We start from the raw sequence: 15487 nt of genomic DNA, 5'->3' as shown, positions 1-15487 counted from the left end.
ATTGGTTGTACGGGCTGCGGCGATGCCGCCACCGCGTCAGGGAATCAGATCCCCGATCGCGTCCACGACCAGCATCCACATCGGCTGCGCCCCCGTCCCGAATCCGGCGGCGAGGGCGTATCCGACGCCCGCGTCCATGGCTTCCGGGGCCGAGTCCGCGCGCCACTCGGCCGAGACCTCGCCGTCGCCCTGGGAGGTGAAGTCGCCGAGGCGCCGCCCGTCGCGCAGGAGGCGGCTGTCCGGCACGGAGTCGGGGAGCAGCCGCCAGACATGGCCGGCGTGCCGGACCTCGACCGCGTACGAACGCCGGGTCAGCCGCCCCTTCGCCGGGCGCACGTCCGCCTCCGCGCCGTCCACGGTGAGGGTGAGCCGGTCGCCGGCCCGGGTGCCGACGGGGATGTGCTCCTCGGCCTCGGTGCCCGCGGACCGGCTCAGCACGGTCCGTGGTACCGCCGTGCCCTCGACGACGACTTCGCCGCGCTCGGTGTCCAGACGGACGGTCAGCGTGCCGAACCGGCTGTCCTCGACGAGGGTTTCGGTGATGACGGTCATGCGGATGATCTTCGCAGCTCCGGTCCGGTCGGTCAGGTGGCGGGTGCGGTCACCGCCAGGTCACTGCGGCGGTCGCGCGTCTGGCTGGGTTCATTCGATCCGCTGGTCGAGTGCGGGACGACGGGCGGGAGTCGTCCTGAACAGGACTCGTGGGGAATGGGGCTGGTTGTACGGATCTTGACAGCGTGTTCGATCAAGGTTCGGTGGAGGGGGTGTAACGGGCGTTGCGATATGTTTCGCCATGTCTTTACATGATCAGCGGAGCGTGGTGTTGCGCACTCGTTAAGTGATTCCGCTTGACGCTGGGGGCGGTCGACGCGTTGGCTTTTCAGTCATCTGGGCGCAATGGCGCGCCCGTGTCCCGAAGGCACCAGAAGTGAGCTCCTCTATGCGTCCCTTGCGCCCCCTGCGCCGCACCGCCACCGCCGTGGCCGCCGCGTCCACGATGACCCTCTCGCTGGCTGCGTGCGGGGCGCTGGGCGTCACCGGGGACAGCAGTGAGGCGAGCCCGACCAAGGGCGACGACGTCACCGTCGGGCTGCTGCTGCCGGAGACGGCCAACACGCGCTACGACAAGTTCGACTACCCCATCATCAAGAACAAGGTCGCGGAGCTCACCGACAAGCAGGGCCAGGTCGACTACCGCAACGCGGACGCCGACGCCAAGAAGCAGGCGAGCCAGCTCCAGCAGATGATCAACGACCAGGTCGACGTGATCCTGCTGGACGCCGTGGACGCCCACGCCATAGCCGACGGCGTCCAGAAGGCCAAGGACGCCGGCATCCCGGTCATCGCCTACGACCGCCTCGCCGAGGGACCGATCGACGCGTACGTCTCCTTCGACAACGAGCTGGTCGGCGAGGTGCAGGGCCGCTCCCTCATGGAGGCCATGGGTCCGGACGTCGACTCGTCCGACAAGATCGTCATGATGAACGGGTCGCCCACCGACCCGAACGCCAAGCAGTTCAAGGCGGGCGCCCTCTCCGAGCTCAACGGCTCGGTCGACGTCGCCAAGTCGTACGACACCAAGGACTGGAAGCCGGAGAACGCCCAGGCCAACATGACCGAGGCGATCAAGGCCATCGGCGCGAACAACATCAAGGGCGTCTACTCCGCCAACGACGGCATGGCCGGCGGCATCATCAAGGCCCTGCAGGCCGAGGGCGTGACCGACCTGCCGCCCATCACCGGACAGGACGCCGAACTGGACGCCATCCAGCGGATCCTGAGCGGCGAGCAGTACATGAGCGTGTACAAGTCGTACCCGCAGGAGGCCGAGAGCGCCGCGGAAATGGCCGTGGCCAAGGTCCAGGGCAAGGACATCCAGTTCGACTCCCTCACCCAGGACCAGGTCGACAGCCCGACCGCCAAGGACATCCCGGCCCTGCTGGTGCCGGTGGTCGCCCTGACGAAGAAGAACATCGAGGAGACCGTCCTCGCCGACGGGATCTACGAGCTGTCGGAGATCTGCGCGGGTGAGTACAAGTCCGCGTGCACGTCGGCCGGGCTCAGCAAGTAGGGCGCAGGCACGGTTCAGCAGAAAGGGCTCGTCGGTCTTCCGGCGGGCCCTGTCTCTTTGTCCGGTGCGCGTTCCCGACGGTGTTCGCGAGTGTGACGTGGCCCGCCTCGGCCGCGCCGAGGATGCCGGGCAGCCGATCGCCGAGCCGGGGTGGCAAGGGCTCGATGCCGTCCTCGAAGGCATACGGCACGCCCCTGTCGGCCGCCGGCCGGGCCGCCCGGCCGGCCGGCGTGCTTTGCAGCGCACGGTGCAAAGGCCGGGATGACACCCCCAGCTTGTTGCAACTCGACGGACGGAGGCCGGTAAGAACCGGGGCGTACTGGTGTTTTACGGCGCTGGTCCCGGTGGGAGCCGTGTTGCGGAGCACGGCCGGTCCGCGCATAGTTGCGCTGCGGAAGCGCGAGCGAACCGTAGGCCCGACGGGCCGAGCACGGTGGGCCTGTCGACCAGGGCCACGCCCGGCCCGGGTGTCCCGGCAGAGGTCGACACCGCGCTCCCGAGGTGAGCGAGCCGGCGAAAGGCAAGAACCGGGGGTGGATGGGGCGATGGCCGGGCACGGGACCGAGGAGCATCCCCACGGTGCCGACCGACTGTGCGACGCGGGGGATCGCGTGTACTCCCGGGCCGTACGGCGCGGCCGTGTGCCGCGCCGGGACGCGGAGCCGGTGCCCTGCCTGCTGGACCTGGCGCTACTGCATCCCGACCCCGACGACATGGACTGGCTGGTGCCGACCTCCCCGCAGGAGGTCATGACGCGGCTGCTACGCGGGGTGTACGACGAGGTCAGCGCGAGCCAGCGGCGGGTGGGCTCGGCGGTGGCGGCCTTCGAGTGGTACGCCGGGCTCGGTCCCCCGCTGCCGCAGGCGTCCGGCGTCGAGGGCACGGCGATCCGGGTCCTGGACGGTGACTCGCGCATCCAGGGCGCGCTGGACGAGGCGACCCAGGCGTGCACCAGTCAGGTGCTGACCGTGCAGCCCGGCGGCATCCGTCCCGAGCACGAGCTGACGGAGGGGCTGCACCGGGCGATGGAGCTGCGCGGGCGGGGCGTGCGGATGCGCGACCTGTACACGCACGTGGCGCGGCACGGCCAGGGGCTGCTGAACTACCTTGAACTGATGGGCGATTCGGTGGAGGCCCGCACGCTGGACGAGGTGATCGACCGGCTGATCCTCTTCGACCGGACGGTGGCCTTCATCCCGGCGAACGCCGACCGCACGATGGCGCTGGAACTGCGGCATCCGGCGCTGGTGAACTACCTGGTCACGGTCTTCGAGCGGCTGTGGCGCCTCGCGATCCCGCTGACCGCGCCCCTGCCCGACACCGGCATCGAGGGCATTTCCCACCGCGAACAGTCCATCGCGGCGCTGCTCGCCGAGGGGCACCAGGACGCGGTGATCGCGGAGCGGCTGGGGATAAGCGTCCGGACGTGCCGGGCGCACATCGCGCGCCTGTCGGAAACGCTGGGCGCGGCGAGCCGTACACAACTCGGCGTCCGTATCGCCCAGGTGGGCCTGGACCGCTCGCGGGCGTCGTCGGGGGCCGCGGTGATCAGCGTGGCCGGGGTTCCCCGGGTGCCCGGTCTGCCCGGTCAGGAGACCCCGACCGGCCGGTGAGACAGCCGGGTTGAGCCCGAACCGGCCGAGCCCGGACCGATTCCGTACGGCACTCCCGTCGCTCAGCTCTCGTTGTCGAGGATTCCGGACTGTGCGATGAGGAAGCCGAGTTGAGCACGGCTCCCACTGCCCAGCGCCGTGGCCAGCTTGGCGATGTGGGCCCGGCAGGTGCGCACGTTCATGCCCAGCCGGCGGGCGATCGCCTCGTCGACGTGCCCCTCCACGAGGAGCTTCGCGATGGAGTGCTGGATCTCCGTGATGCCGTCGGGCGCGGTCTCGTAGGGCGCGTGTTCGGTCAGCGCAACCGCGCGGCTCCACATGAACTCGAAGACCTTGATCAAGTAGCGGATGAGCCCGGGCTGGCGCAGCTCCAGGGCCACCTGCTGGTCGTCGCGGGTGGGGATGAAGGCGACCGACTCGTCGCAGATGATCAGGCGCTCGACCAGCTCGTCGATGGTGCGGTACTCCACCTTGCCGTCGGAGAGCTGGGCGACATAGGCCAGCTTCCCCGGGTTGTGGCGCACCGTGTGCTGGTAGAGGGTCCTTATGCGCACCCCGCGTTCGATCAGTGGCCGGTCCCGCTCCAGGCCCTGCAACAAGCTGCTCTCCGAGATGCGGTTGCTCGGCTGGACCGTGAGCATTTCGGTGTGGCACTGGGCCGTGGCCAGATTGAGGGCGGCGTTGATCCGCTCCCCGCCCTCCAGCACAGTGATGGAGTGCGTGCTACCCGTCACCTGAGCGCTGAGGTCCATGAATGGCTGGAGTGCGTCGGCCAGGTCGACGGACAGCCGCCGACGATCGGAGATCTCCCGCTCGATGGGATTGAGCCGCTGAGCCAGGGCGACGGACGCCGGAACGGGACGCAGCCAGTTCGGGTCGTCGGCATCCGGATAGAGCAGGGCGAACTCCATCAGGCAGGGGACGGACTCCACGTCGGTGCGTGCGATACGCCCCGTGCGCAGCGCGTTCGCATAGAGTCGGCCACCTTCCGCGCACATCTCGGTCATCGCATGGGGATGTATCGCTTTAGTCTGATTCGTCACCAAATCTCCACCCCCCAGGGTCCTGAACATGCAGGAACATGATGCACCGATCGTGTGGCCATGAAGTGCCCGAATGAGCCATCGTCTTACTCGACGGGGGAAGAGGGGACCTTCAAGTGAGGACGAAGCCGACTATGCGGAACAGAATGCTTCGCTCGATTCTTGTCGCCGCCTTCTCCACCGTTGTGGCCTTCGGAGTCCTGGGGGGCCTCTCGGAATCGAAGAGCGACTCGCGAGCGGACAGTAGCTGGCCCACCCAGTCACAGACTGTCACGATTGCCGGGGACAGTTCCTGGCCGGCCAACGCCGAGGCGAGCAGCGGTGAGCGGGAGTCGGCATGACCACCCCACCCGACGACCGCTCCTTCCGCCGGGAAATGGCCACCGCCTACCGCTCCGGCTGGCACTTCATCGACCTGGTCACCGCGATCCCCCACTCCGGTGACTCGTTGATGGTGACCGTCTTCGGAGAACCGGTGGTCGTCACGCGGGACGACGACGAGGACGTACGGGCTTACCGGTGTCTGCGACGGCCTCGGGGGGCACCGCAACCCGTCAGGTGCGCCATCCGGTACGGAATGATCTTCGTCAATCTCGATCAGCGCGACCACCGCCTGGTGGAGCCGGAGGCCCCGGCCCCAAGGACCATCTCAGCCACCCCCCGCAGTGCCTGACGCGATTCCCCCGTCGTAACAGATCGCTCAGGTGCTTCCCCGCAGCGGCGTCACCGTGACCTGAACACGGTGACGCCGCTGCAGTTTCCGGGGACATTTACCCGTATCTCCCTGTTCCGGCGGTGGCCGAAACCGGTCGCCCGGTATCCAGCCACTGGGAACCAGGCCCCCTCGGGCCGCGTCCCAGGGCTCACCCCTGCCCCATCGCCCGCGTCAGATCGATCTCGATCACCACGCGGTCCGGATTCGGCCGCGGCGTGCGCCCGTACCGCTGCGCATACCGGCGTACCGCTTCCGCGACCCGCTCGGGGTCGTTCCGGACGTGTGCCAGGCCCTCCAGCGTCGCCCACCGCCGTCCGTCCACCTGGCAGACCGCGACCCGGGCGCCGTCCGGGCCGGCGGCCCGTACATGGCCCACCTTCGCGCTGGACTTGTTCGCGATCACCCGAGCAAGCCGCGCCTCAGGGTCGTATGTCACTCCGACGGGTACGACATGCGGAGTGAGGTCCGGGCGCAGGGTCGTCAGGGTGCACAGGTGTCTCTCCTGCCAGAAGGTGAGGTACGGCGCGTCCGGCGCGCCAGGATCCTGGGGGTGTGCCGCCATGGCCCGGAACCCTAGGCCCTGCCGGCGGGAACCTGACGGCAGGGCCTGGCCGCCCCAGGCCTCCCGGGACTACCTTGAGTGGAATAGACTCAACTTTGTGTACGCTGACTCAGTCAGTACTGGGAGACGCTGACGCCAGGAGGAGAACGCCAACGTGGAAGCCGAGCTGACCAACAGGAGCCGGGACGCGATCAACGCGGCCAGTAATCGGGCCTTGACCGAGGGGCATGCGGACCTCACGCCCGCCCATCTGCTCCTCGCTCTGCTCCAGGGGCAGGAGAACGAGAACATCATCGACTTGCTGGCGGCCGTCGACGCCGACCAGGCCTCCGTGCGGGCCGGCGCCGAGAAGGCGCTCGCCGCGCTGCCCAGCGTGACCGGGTCCACGGTGGCGCCCCCGCAGCCCAACCGCGAGCTGCTCGCCGTGATCGCGGACGCCCAGGCGCGGGCCAAGGAGCTCGGGGACGAGTACCTCTCCACCGAGCACCTGCTCATCGGCACCGCCGCCAAGGGCGGCAAGGCGGGTGAGGTGCTCGCCCAGCAGGGGGCCACCGCGAAGAAGCTGCTGGAGGCCTTCCAGAAGGCCCGCGGCGGGCGGCGCGTCACCACCGCCGACCCTGAGGGGCAGTACAAGGCGCTGGAGAAGTTCGGTACCGACTTCACGGCCGCCGCCCGCGAGGGCAAGCTCGACCCCGTCATCGGGCGGGACCAGGAGATCAGGCGGGTCGTGCAGGTGCTCTCCCGGCGCACCAAGAACAACCCCGTCCTCATCGGTGAGCCCGGCGTCGGCAAGACCGCCGTCGTGGAAGGGCTCGCCCAGCGGATCGTCAAGGGGGACGTGCCGGAGTCGCTGAAGAACAAGCGGCTCGTCGCGCTCGACCTCGGTGCCATGGTCGCCGGGGCGAAGTACCGAGGTGAGTTCGAGGAGCGGCTGAAGACCGTGCTCGCGGAGATCAAGAACTCCGACGGGCAGATCATCACCTTCATCGACGAGCTGCACACGGTCGTGGGCGCCGGTGCCGGCGGGGACTCCGCCATGGACGCCGGCAACATGCTCAAGCCCATGCTCGCGCGCGGTGAGCTGCGCATGGTCGGCGCCACCACCCTCGACGAGTACCGCGAGCGGATCGAGAAGGACCCCGCCCTGGAGCGGCGCTTCCAGCAGGTGCTGGTCGCCGAGCCGACCGTCGAGGACACCATCGCGATCCTGCGCGGGCTCAAGGGACGCTACGAGGCCCACCACAAGGTCCAGATCGCGGACAGCGCGCTCGTCGCCGCGGCCACCCTCTCCGACCGGTACATCACCTCCCGGTTCCTGCCGGACAAGGCCATCGACCTCGTCGACGAGGCCGCCTCCCGGCTCCGGATGGAGATCGACTCGTCCCCCGTCGAGATCGACGAGCTCCAGCGGTCCGTGGACCGGCTGAAGATGGAGGAGCTGGCCCTCAGCAAGGAGACCGACGCGGCCTCCCTCGAACGCCTGGAGCGGCTGCGCCGCGATCTCGCCGACAGGGAGGAGGAGCTGCGGGGCCTGACCGCCCGCTGGGAGAAGGAGAAGCAGTCCCTCAACCGCGTCGGCGAGCTGAAGGAACGGCTCGACGAGGCACGCGGACAGGCCGAACGCGCCCAGCGCGACGGTGACTTCGACTCCGCCAGCAAGCTGCTCTACGGCGAGATCCCCGCCCTTGAGCGGGACCTGGAGGAGGCCTCGCAGGCGGAGGAGGCGGCCGCCAAGAGCACGATGGTCAAGGAGGAGGTCGGCTCCGACGACATCGCCGACACCGTCGCCGCCTGGACCGGCATCCCCGCGGGCCGCCTCCTGGAGGGCGAGACGCAGAAACTCCTGCGGATGGAGGAGGAGTTGGGCAAGCGCCTCATCGGACAGGGCGAAGCCGTGCGCGCCGTGTCCGACGCGGTACGCCGCACCCGGGCCGGCATCGCCGACCCGGACCGTCCGACCGGCTCCTTCCTCTTCCTCGGCCCGACCGGCGTCGGCAAGACCGAACTCGCCAAGGCCCTCGCCGACTTCCTCTTCGACGACGAGCGGGCGATGGTCCGCATCGACATGTCGGAGTACGGCGAGAAGCACAGCGTGGCCCGGCTGGTCGGCGCACCCCCCGGGTACGTCGGCTACGAGGAGGGCGGTCAGCTGACGGAGGCGGTGCGCAGGCGGCCGTACAGCGTCGTGCTGCTCGACGAGGTCGAGAAGGCGCACCCCGAGGTCTTCGACATCCTCCTTCAGGTGCTGGACGACGGACGGTTGACGGACGGACAGGGCCGTACGGTCGATTTCCGCAACGCGATCCTGGTGCTGACGTCCAACCTGGGCAGCCAGTTCCTGGTCGACCCGATCACCAGTGAGACGGAGAAGAAGGAGCAGGTCCTGGAGGTGGTCCGGGCTTCCTTCAAGCCCGAGTTCCTCAACCGCCTCGACGACCTGGTGGTCTTCTCGGCCCTGTCGAAGGACGAGCTGGGCCGGATCGCCCGGCTGCAGATCGGCCGGCTCGCCAAGCGGCTGGCGGAGCGGCGGCTCACCCTGGAGGTCAGCGACGAGGCCCTGGCCTGGCTCGCCGACGAGGGCAACGACCCGGCCTACGGTGCCCGGCCCCTGCGCCGCCTCGTCCAGACCGCCATCGGTGACCGCCTCGCCAAGGAGATCCTCTCCGGCGAGGTCAAGGACGGCGACACGGTACGGGTGGACGCCTCCGGGGACGGCCTGATCGTGGGGCGGGCCACGGGGAAGACGTTGTAGCCGCGCAGCAGCTGCGGGACGGCCCGCCCCGAATCCCGGGGCGGGCCTTCGCTACGTGGTCACGTCGTCACGTGGTTGCGCGGTCACATGGTGAACGCGGCGAAGCGTACGAGTGCGGTGTCGGCGTCCTCGTACTCGACCCTCACCTGCACCGCGTGGGCGCCCGCGTCGGGATGGCCGCCCGGGGCGTCCACATCGAGACACAGATCCACGTCCACGGCGCCGCAGAACTTCGCCCCGGGCGCCGGCGCGTCCGGATAGGTCTCCTTGAGCCAGCCCGGGACGTCGGCGCGCGGCATGCGGAAGGTCGCGCTGTAATGGATGTCCTGGAACCCTTGCGTCCTGCATGACCCGACGACCTCGGCGCCGTCCGGCAGCTCGGCCCCGCCGAAGTGCAGGGCGTCCGGGCAGGAGACCGTGTCGGGACCGGAGCGGGGCGGGTCGTCCGCCACCACCCACATCACCACCAAGGCCATGAGGCCCGCCAGCACCAGCCCCGGCAGTGCCACGATCGCGGCGAACCTCGACCATCTGGTGCGGCCGCGGGGCTCCTGTGCGCCTACCTGTGTTCCGGACATGACCCCCGCCTTCCGCCCTGGTCCGTCGCGACAGGCCAGATCATGTCAGCCGAGGGCAGACAGGCCCTGTCCGGGCTTGCCACCCCCCTCCCCGCATGGGGGAGGATGGCGGAATCCGTACGAAGGGAAAATCACGGTGAGCATCGACCCGTCCTCGATCCCGAACTTCGGGGGCCAGCAGCCGGAGCCCGGGCCACCGCCCGGACCCGTTGTCCCGGATCAGGACCTCGTGAAGCAGCTCCTCGACCAGATGGAGCTGAAGTACGTCGTCGACGACGAGGGTGACCTCGCGGCGCCGTGGGAGCAGTTCCGTACGTACTTCATGTTCCGCGGCGAAGGAGACCAGCAGGTCTTCTCGGTGCGGACGTTCTACGACCGGCCCCACAAGATCGACGAGAAGCCGCTGCTCCTCGAGTCGATCGACGACTGGAACCGCCGGACCCTGTGGCCCAAGGTCTACAGCCACACGCACGACGACGGCACCGTCCGCCTGATCGGCGAGGCACAGATGCTGATCGGCACCGGCGTGAGCTTGGAGCACTTCGTCTCGTCGACGGTCAGCTGGGTGCGGGCCGCCATCGAGTTCGACAAGTGGCTCGTCGAGCAGCTCGGCCTGGAGCAGGAGATCAACGAGGCGGACAAGCCCGAGGACGACGAGGAGTAGTCCTCGACACCGATTCGGCAGAGCCCGGCCAGGGCACCGGCCATCACGGTCGCGTGCCGGGCCGGGTTTGTGCCGTCCGGGCCCGTCCACAGGCTGTGGACGGGCGCGAGCGCTCAGCCCGCCAGGGACTTGAGCCGCTTCACCGCCTCCTGAAGGACCTCCGTCCGCTTGCAGAACGCGAACCGGACGAACGGCGCCCCCGCCTCCCGGTGGTCGTAGAAGACCGCGTTGGGGATGGCGACCACCCCGGCCCGCTCCGGCAGGGCACGGCAGAAGGCGAAACCGTCCGTCTCACCGAGGGGGCGGATGTCGGTCGTGACGAAGTACGTGCCCGCGGGCCTGAAGACCTCGAAGCCCGCCTCCGCCAGCCCCCCTGCCAGCAGGTCCCGCTTGACCAGCATGTCGTCACGGAAGGCCGCGAAGTAGCTGTCGGGCAGGGCCAGTGCCTCGGCGACCGCGTACTGGAACGGCCCCGACGCGACGTACGTCAGGTACTGCTTCGCCGAGCGCACCGCCGTGACCAGGGCCGACGTCGAGGTCAGCCAGCCGACCTTCCAGCCGGTGAAGGAGAAGGTCTTGCCCGCCGACCCGATGGACACCGTCCGCTCCCGCATGCCCGGGAACGCGGCGAGCGGCAGATGCTCGGCGTCGTCGAAGACCAGGTGCTCGTACACCTCGTCGGTCACCACCAGCAGGTCCCGCTCCACGGCCAGCTCCGCGATCGCGGCCAGTTCCTCGCGGGTGAGGACCGTGCCGGTCGGGTTGTGCGGGGTGTTGATCAACAGCAACCGGGTGCGGTCGGTGACGGCGGCGCGCAGCTCGTCGAGGTCGAGCCGGAAACGTCCCGCGCCCGGCCGCAGGGTGACCGGCACGCGCGTGCCGCCCGCCATGGCGATACAGGCCGCGTAGGAGTCGTAGTACGGCTCGAACGCGATGACCTCGTCGCCGGGCTCGACGAGCGCGAGCAGGGCGGCGGCGATGGCTTCGGTGGCGCCTGCGGTCACCAGGACCTCGGTGTCGGGGTCGTACGACAGCCCGTAGCGCCGCTGCTGGTGCGCGGCGATCGCGGTGCGCAGCTCGGGGACTCCGGGGCCCGGCGGGTACTGGTTGCCGCGCCCGTCGCGCAGGGCCCGTACGGCCGCCTCACGGACCTCCTCGGGGCCGTCCGTGTCGGGGAAACCCTGACCCAGGTTGATGGACCCGGTCTGCAGGGCCAGCGCGGACATCTCGGCGAAGATCGTCGTCCCGAACTCGGCGAGCCGGCGGTTGAGCAGGGGGCGGGAGCTGGAGGTCATGGCGGCCATCCTGCGCCCAAGCTCTGGAGTTCCTCAACTCTGCTTTGGGCCGTGAGGCGGCCGGGCATCTCCCTCCCACGCACCGAGCGGTAGGCGCCCACGGGGGGACGCCACGGTCCGCTTCGGGGGAACGGAAGGAGGCTGACGCCATGATCACAGGATTCGTTCTGGCGCTGGTCGCAGTCGTCTTTGTGTTGATCTTCGTGTCCGCCGTGCGCGGCGGCTCACGGTCGGCCAACCGCTCGCACAGCCGCAGGAGTCGCTCGCACGACAGCAGCGGCAGCAGCGGCAGCTGGTGGGCCGGCGGGGGAGACAGCGGTGGTTCGTCCTGCGGGGGCGGCTCGTCATGCGGAGGCGGGTCGTCCTGCGGAGGAGGGGGCGGAGGAGGGGGCGGATGCGGTGGCGGAGGCAGCTGACACGGGGCAGCTGAGCTCCCCGAGCAGGGGAACGCATCCACATGGAGCGGGGCCGGTACCTGGGACCGGCCCCGCTTTCGTGTTCACACCGGCGCACCGGCGCACGCCCCGCCCTCAGAGGCGTACGCCGGAGTTGAACAGTTGAGCTGATAAGCCCTCTGAGGGATGGAAACCCTACGAACTTGGGTAAAAACGCTGTGGCGGCGCCACACTTCATGATTCCCTGAAAATCACCAACGCAGCCTCTCGGACGTCCCGCGGACACCCCTTCTGACCGGCCGACTGGGCTGACCGGGCCGTCCCTCCCGGTGTCGGCCGGGGTGCGCCGCCGGAGACCGACACCCTCCCTCCCTTTCTTTGCGTGCTTGCGGAGCCGACCCATGCTCACGACCCTGAACACCGCCTACACCGACACGCGCGCGGCCGACCTCGCCTGGGCCCTGGGGCGGGAGCCGCTGCCCGCGCTGGCCACACTCGACCTCGAACTGACCGGGACGAAGCTCCAGTTGAGACTGCTCGGTGCGTCCCACCAGGTACTCCTGGAGGAGGACCGGGGCATCTGCTCGGAGACGGTGGCCTGTATGCCCGGCAGCAGCACGCCCCTTCCGCTCGGCGTGGCCAAGCGGGCGGGCGACTGGGAGTACGAGTTCGCGGCCCGGGTGGAGGTCCTGTTACCGGGGCAGTTCGCGGGCCGCGCCCAGGAGTTGCTCGCCCTGGTCTCCGACCACCCGCACGGCCTCGCCGGCGTCTTCCCCGGCAGCCCGCACGCCTTCACCGCGATACTGGCCCAGCACCACGAGGGTCAGATGCACTGGCGGACGTGGCACGCGTACCCGCAGGACGGGCAGTTGGTGGCGACGCGCACGAGAGTGGGGGTGAGGGCATTGGCGGCCACGCTCAGACCCCGGTCCAGGCAGTCCAGCCCGTCCGGCGCTTGAGCCTCCCGGCGGCGGCGACGCAAACGTCCCCCGCCTCAAGAACACACGTGTGGGTGACGAAGCGTGCCGCAGCCGTAACGTACCGTCGGCAACGTGATCGAGCCGCACGCCCCTGCCCCGCCCGGCACAACACCGCCCTGGGGCGGCCCCCCACGGCTTCCGGTCCGGCCGGGGACCGGGCGGTTCCTCGTCCTCGCGGGCGTCTTCGTCTGCGCTGCCTGCGGACTCGTGTACGAACTCGAACTCGTCGCCCTCGCCTCGTACTTGATCGGTGACTCGGTCACCCAGGCCTCCGTCGTGCTGTCCGTCATGGTCTTCGCGATGGGCATCGGCTCCCTCGCCGCGAAACGCCTGCGCCCGTACGCCGCGGCCGGCTTCGGCGCCATCGAGGCCGTGCTCGCCCTCGTCGGCGGTTGCAGCGCGTTCGCGCTCTACGCCGTCTACGCCTGGACCGGCGACTGGGGCGGCCTGTGGGCCAACGGCCCACGCTGTCTCCTCGTCGCCTTCTCCCTCACCATCGGCCTGCTGATCGGCGCAGAAGTGCCGCTGCTGATGGACCTGATCCAGCGCATCCGGCGCCAGGACGCGGGCGGCGCGGTGGCCGACCTGTTCGCCGCGGACTACGTCGGCGCGCTCGTCGGCGGGCTCGCGTTCCCCTTCCTGCTCCTGCCCCTGCTGGGCCAGTTGACCTCCGCGCTGATCACCGGCGCCGTCAACGCCGTCGTGGGCGGCGCGCTGGTCCTCGGCCTGTTCCGCAGGGACCTCAGCCGCCGCGCCCGCTGGCTGCTGGTGATCGCCAACGTCGCCGTGCTCGGCGTGCTCGCCTCCGCCGCCGTACTCGTCGACGACTTCGAACGGGCGGCACGGCACGCGGTGTACGGGCGGGACGTGCGTGTGGCAGTCCACACCGACCTCCAGGAGGTCGTCATCACCGGCGGCGCGCACGGCCGCCCCCTGAACCTCTTCCTCGACGGCCGCCTGCGCGTCAGCGGCCAGGACGAACGCCGTTACCACGAGGCGCTGGTCCACCCCGTGATGAACGGCGAGCGCACGCGCGTGCTGATCCTCGGAGGCGGGGACGGGCTGGCCGCGCGCGAGGTGCTGCGCCATCCCGGGGTGCACCGGGTCGATGTCGTCGAGGCCGACGCCGGGGTGGTGAGCCTGGCGCGCCGGGATCCTCCGCTGTCCGACCTCAACGACCACGCCTACGACGACAACCGCGTCCACGTCATGACGAGCGACGCCTTCCGCTGGCTGCGGGCGGCGCCGCCGGCGACGTACGACGTCGTCATCTCGGACCTGCCCGACCCCGGCATCACCGCCAGCACGAAGCTGTACTCGCAGGAGTTCTACGGTCTCGCCCGGCGCGCCCTGACCCCGCACGGCCGCCTGGCCGTCCACGCCGGCCCGGTCTCGTCCCGGGCCCGCGTCTTCTGGACGGTCGACACGACACTGCGCGCCGCGGGCCTGCGGACCGCCCCGTACTGCGTCCGAGGCCGCGGTTCCGGTTTCGCGGCGGGCCCCGACCGCTCGGCGGGCCCGACGCGGGCGCCGCACGACTGGGGGTTCATCCTGGCGGGCCGGGGCGAGCGTCCGGCGTTGCGGCTCGGAGCGGGTGATGGGGTGCCGCGGCCCCGGACGCTGACGCGTGAGGGGCTGGCGGCGGATGCGCGGGCGGCCGAGGGGACGCGGGTCGGGGGGTTGGGGGCGTCCACGCTGGTGCATCCGCGGTACTGAGGGGCGTGGTGAGGTGCAGGGCTCTCGTGCGGGGCGGGGAGGGTACGCCCGGCGGGAGGGCTTGAGGTGAGAATCCTCGGATCTGTGGGTGCGGTTCACGCCATGCTGGGTAGGCTCGGGCCCCATGGAGCATGAGGTGTTCGTTCCGGTTGCGGCCGAGCGGCTCAGGGCGGTGCTGGCCGATCCCGTACGGGTTGCCCGGGCGGTCCCCGGGCTCCAGCAGGACGCCGGGGCCGAGCCCGTTGCCGGGCGGCTGAAGGTGCGCGTCGCCGGCCACACGATCACGTATCGGGGCGCCGTGCGGGTCACTGCGCAGGAGGACGGTGACGGTGCGTACGCCTACGCCGTCGAGGGCGATGCGGCCGAGGTGCGGGGCAGCGGGGTGGTGAAGCTCGCGCTCACGGTACGGGTCCTTGAGGCCGAGGGCGGGGCCACCGTGAGGTTCGCGGGGACTGCTTCGGCGGACGGGCGGGTGGCCGAGTTCCCGGCGGAGGCGGTCGGCTCTGCTGTGGGTCGGTTGCTGAACCGTTTCGGGGAGCAGCTGGGCGTTGTCGCGGGGGAGGCTGTGTCCCCTGACGCGGGGCTGGAAGCGGGTGCCTCCGAGGAGCAGGAGGGGTTGGCTCCCGGGGAGTTCGAGACTCGGGTGACCAGTGACTTCGAGACGACGCCGGATGCGGATGACGCTGCGGCGCCCGGGCCCGCTGCGGCTGCGGCTTCGGCTTCGGATCCGGGGTCGGATTCGGATTCCGGCGACGGTGGTGAGGAGACGTCCGTCTTTGACGCCGAGGTTCCGCCGCCGGCGCTCGAACCGGAGGTGGAGGCCGAGGCCGAGGCCCCGGCCGGGGACGGGGAGGCTCCTGTGGCCGAGGCGGCTCATGCCCGGCGGACGATGATCGGGCGCAGCGCGGAGGAAGTGGATCACGCGCCGCCGCGGGGGCGGTATGCGCCTGTGCCGGCGCCGCAGACCGTCGTACCCGGTTCTACGTTGCGGTGGGCTGCTCCGGCGGCGGCGATTGTGGTGGCGTCGGCGATTGTGGTGGGGCGGGCGTTGCGGCGGCGGCGTTGAGACCCCCGGACTGGAATGCCTGCACCCTTGATCGTCC

13 protein-coding genes are annotated in these 15487 nt (G+C 70.3%); 8 read left to right on the top strand and 5 right to left on the bottom strand.

Translation table 11 applies throughout. The annotated features are described in order from the left end of the window. Positions 1-36: 36 nt before the first annotated feature. Positions 37-552: a hypothetical protein gene (locus tag OHO27_RS18775; protein WP_328425399.1), complete on the bottom strand. Its 516-nt coding sequence runs from the start codon at positions 550-552 to the stop codon at positions 37-39. Between the two features lie 388 nt (positions 553-940). Here OHO27_RS18775 and OHO27_RS18770 point away from each other — a divergent pair, with 388 nt between their 5' ends. Together OHO27_RS18770 and OHO27_RS18765 are read left to right on the top strand one after the other, a co-directional pair. Beyond that, complete coding sequence (locus tag OHO27_RS18770) at positions 941-2071, top strand: sugar ABC transporter substrate-binding protein (RefSeq protein WP_328425397.1); 1131 nt, start codon at positions 941-943, stop codon at positions 2069-2071. Between the two features lie 545 nt (positions 2072-2616). Further along, the gene (locus tag OHO27_RS18765; RefSeq protein WP_328425395.1) at positions 2617-3684 is read left to right on the top strand and encodes a helix-turn-helix transcriptional regulator; all 1068 of its coding nucleotides are present in this window, start codon (positions 2617-2619) and stop codon (positions 3682-3684) included. A 62-nt stretch (positions 3685-3746) separates the two neighbouring features. Here OHO27_RS18765 and OHO27_RS18760 read toward each other — a convergent pair whose 3' ends face one another. Continuing rightward, a complete protein-coding gene (locus OHO27_RS18760) occupies positions 3747-4691 on the bottom strand; it encodes a helix-turn-helix transcriptional regulator (protein WP_328425393.1) in 945 nt (314 codons plus the stop codon). A gap of 373 nt (positions 4692-5064) precedes the next feature. On the opposite strand from OHO27_RS18760, the gene OHO27_RS18755 reads away from it, so the two are divergent. Further along, complete coding sequence (locus tag OHO27_RS18755) at positions 5065-5400, top strand: hypothetical protein (RefSeq protein WP_147994775.1); 336 nt, start codon at positions 5065-5067, stop codon at positions 5398-5400. 190 nt (positions 5401-5590) lie between these two features. Here OHO27_RS18755 and OHO27_RS18750 read toward each other — a convergent pair whose 3' ends face one another. Then, a complete protein-coding gene (locus OHO27_RS18750; protein WP_328425390.1) occupies positions 5591-6004 on the bottom strand; it encodes a pyridoxamine 5'-phosphate oxidase family protein in 414 nt (137 codons plus the stop codon). A gap of 154 nt (positions 6005-6158) precedes the next feature. On the opposite strand from OHO27_RS18750, the gene clpB reads away from it, so the two are divergent. Continuing rightward, on the top strand, positions 6159-8756 hold the full coding sequence (gene clpB / locus OHO27_RS18745; protein ID WP_328425388.1) for an ATP-dependent chaperone ClpB: 2598 nt from the start codon (positions 6159-6161) through the stop codon (positions 8754-8756). An 83-nt stretch (positions 8757-8839) separates the two neighbouring features. On the opposite strand, the gene OHO27_RS18740 is transcribed toward clpB, so the two are convergent. Beyond that, positions 8840-9334 (bottom strand): hypothetical protein, encoded by a 495-nt coding sequence (locus OHO27_RS18740; RefSeq protein WP_328425386.1) that lies wholly within the window; start codon positions 9332-9334, stop codon positions 8840-8842. 136 nt (positions 9335-9470) lie between these two features. Between OHO27_RS18740 and OHO27_RS18735 the strand changes: the two genes are divergently transcribed. Continuing rightward, positions 9471-9998, top strand: coding sequence for a YbjN domain-containing protein (locus tag OHO27_RS18735; RefSeq protein WP_328425384.1), 528 nt, complete (start codon positions 9471-9473; stop codon positions 9996-9998). Between the two features lie 113 nt (positions 9999-10111). Here OHO27_RS18735 and OHO27_RS18730 read toward each other — a convergent pair whose 3' ends face one another. Further along, positions 10112-11302 carry a pyridoxal phosphate-dependent aminotransferase gene (locus OHO27_RS18730; protein WP_328425382.1) on the bottom strand — a complete coding sequence of 397 codons (1191 nt, stop codon included), beginning with the start codon at positions 11300-11302 and terminating at the stop codon, positions 10112-10114. 787 nt (positions 11303-12089) lie between these two features. Between OHO27_RS18730 and OHO27_RS18725 the strand changes: the two genes are divergently transcribed. The 3 genes from OHO27_RS18725 to OHO27_RS18715 all read left to right on the top strand — a co-directional run bounded on the left by OHO27_RS18725 (position 12090) and on the right by OHO27_RS18715 (position 15450). Further along, positions 12090-12647 (top strand): DUF2617 family protein, encoded by a 558-nt coding sequence (locus tag OHO27_RS18725; RefSeq protein ID WP_328425380.1) that lies wholly within the window; start codon positions 12090-12092, stop codon positions 12645-12647. Between the two features lie 93 nt (positions 12648-12740). Continuing rightward, positions 12741-14384: a polyamine aminopropyltransferase gene (locus OHO27_RS18720; RefSeq protein ID WP_328425378.1), complete on the top strand. Its 1644-nt coding sequence runs from the start codon at positions 12741-12743 to the stop codon at positions 14382-14384. A 124-nt stretch (positions 14385-14508) separates the two neighbouring features. Further along, positions 14509-15450, top strand: coding sequence for an SRPBCC family protein (locus OHO27_RS18715; RefSeq protein WP_328425376.1), 942 nt, complete (start codon positions 14509-14511; stop codon positions 15448-15450). The last annotated feature ends 37 nt before the right edge of the window (positions 15451-15487 follow it).

It is taken from the genome of Streptomyces sp. NBC_00443, from assembly GCF_036014175.1.
In the GTDB taxonomy this organism is placed as follows: domain Bacteria; phylum Actinomycetota; class Actinomycetes; order Streptomycetales; family Streptomycetaceae; genus Streptomyces.
The sequence above is the reverse complement of the archived record's forward strand: the minus strand, read 5'-3'. Positions and strand labels throughout refer to the sequence as shown.

Excerpts from the sequence above, each read along its gene's own strand:
- OHO27_RS18775 (WP_328425399.1), bottom strand. The coding sequence starts at position 552 with ATGACCGTCATCACCGAAACCCTCGTCGAGGACAGCCGGTTCGGCACG.
- OHO27_RS18770 (WP_328425397.1), top strand. The coding sequence starts at position 941 with ATGCGTCCCTTGCGCCCCCTGCGCCGCACCGCCACCGCCGTGGCCGCC.
- OHO27_RS18765 (WP_328425395.1), top strand. The coding sequence starts at position 2,617 with ATGGCCGGGCACGGGACCGAGGAGCATCCCCACGGTGCCGACCGACTG.
- OHO27_RS18760 (WP_328425393.1), bottom strand. The coding sequence starts at position 4,691 with ATGACCGAGATGTGCGCGGAAGGTGGCCGACTCTATGCGAACGCGCTG.
- OHO27_RS18755 (WP_147994775.1), top strand. The coding sequence starts at position 5,065 with ATGACCACCCCACCCGACGACCGCTCCTTCCGCCGGGAAATGGCCACC.
- OHO27_RS18750 (WP_328425390.1), bottom strand. The coding sequence starts at position 6,004 with ATGGCGGCACACCCCCAGGATCCTGGCGCGCCGGACGCGCCGTACCTC.
- OHO27_RS18740 (WP_328425386.1), bottom strand. The coding sequence starts at position 9,334 with ATGTCCGGAACACAGGTAGGCGCACAGGAGCCCCGCGGCCGCACCAGA.
- OHO27_RS18730 (WP_328425382.1), bottom strand. The coding sequence starts at position 11,302 with ATGGCCGCCATGACCTCCAGCTCCCGCCCCCTGCTCAACCGCCGGCTC.
- OHO27_RS18725 (WP_328425380.1), top strand. The coding sequence starts at position 12,090 with ATGCTCACGACCCTGAACACCGCCTACACCGACACGCGCGCGGCCGAC.
- OHO27_RS18715 (WP_328425376.1), top strand. The coding sequence starts at position 14,509 with ATGGAGCATGAGGTGTTCGTTCCGGTTGCGGCCGAGCGGCTCAGGGCG.